Origin of the sequence: Brachyspira pilosicoli, from assembly GCF_019402445.1 — a bacterium.
Classification (GTDB): Bacteria; Spirochaetota; Brachyspiria; order Brachyspirales; family Brachyspiraceae; genus Brachyspira; species Brachyspira pilosicoli_B.
In genome coordinates, this window is sequence record NZ_SRZM01000114.1 from 1 (window position 1) to 944 (window position 944).

The following is a 944-nucleotide window of genomic DNA, read 5'->3' on the forward strand; positions in this document are numbered from 1 at the left end:
CTTATTATAAAAAGGCTAAGAAGTTCTAAAATGGCTAATGATGTTATAGTTGCTACAGAAGAGAAATCTTATAATGAGTTTAGTAAGATATTTGAAAGTCTTGAGTGCAATTATTTTGTAGGAAGCGAGGAAGATGTTTTAGATAGATATGTGAAAGCGGCAGAGAAGTTTAATGGAGATATTATAGTACGAGCTACTGGGGATAATCCATTGGTGAGTATAAAGGCATTAGATTCTATAATAGAGCATCATATAAAAACAAATGCAGATTTAAGTCATTATGATTTGCTTCCTTATGGCAGCGGTGTTGAAGTTATTAATTATGAGGCTTTAAAATATGCTAATGATAATTCTAATGATTCTTTTGAGCATGAACATATTACTCAGTATCATTATAGAAACCCTAATAAGTTTAAAATAGAAAATCCAAAGGCGGAAGAGAGTTTTAGAATGCCAGAATTAAGAACTACAGTAGACACTGTAGAAGATTATAATAATGTATGTGATATATTTAAAAAATATAATAATGATATATATATTGATGTTGATGATATTATAAGAGACATAAAAAATGGAAAATGAGGTTTATTATGTTTATATACTTCTCTGTGAAGATGGGAGTTATTATACTGGAGTAACAAACAATTTAAAAGAGAGGTTTATAAAGCACAGTAAAGGCAAAGGGGCAAAATATACTAAAACTCATAAGCCTATTAAATTTTTATCAGCTTGGAGAGTTGAAAACATAAGTATAGCTTTAAAAATAGAGCATTATATAAAAAAACAAGATAAAAAAACAAAAACTATGTTTATAGAAAATAAAAGATTATTAAAAAAATATTTTCTAAAAGAATATATTGAATTAAAAAAAATTAGCGTAATAAGTGTATCAAATATGAATAGTTAATTTTATTAAAAATATCTTAATTTATTATTTACTTTAA

At 25.6% G+C, this 944-nt stretch carries 2 protein-coding genes; both read left to right on the forward strand.

The genetic code is table 11. The features are described from left to right. Positions 1-582, forward strand: a 582-nt coding sequence (locus E6A48_RS04520) for a cytidylyltransferase domain-containing protein (protein WP_219708855.1), incomplete at its 5' end; no start/stop codon positions are given. Beyond that, a complete protein-coding gene (locus tag E6A48_RS04525; protein WP_219708856.1) occupies positions 572-907 on the forward strand; it encodes a GIY-YIG nuclease family protein in 336 nt (111 codons plus the stop codon). The genes E6A48_RS04520 and E6A48_RS04525, both read left to right, overlap by 11 nt. Positions 908-944: the final 37 nt, after the last annotated feature.

Bases quoted from the DNA above. Each gene is read 5' to 3' on its own strand.
- E6A48_RS04525 (WP_219708856.1), top strand. From the start codon at position 572: ATGGAAAATGAGGTTTATTATGTTTATATACTTCTCTGTGAAGATGGG.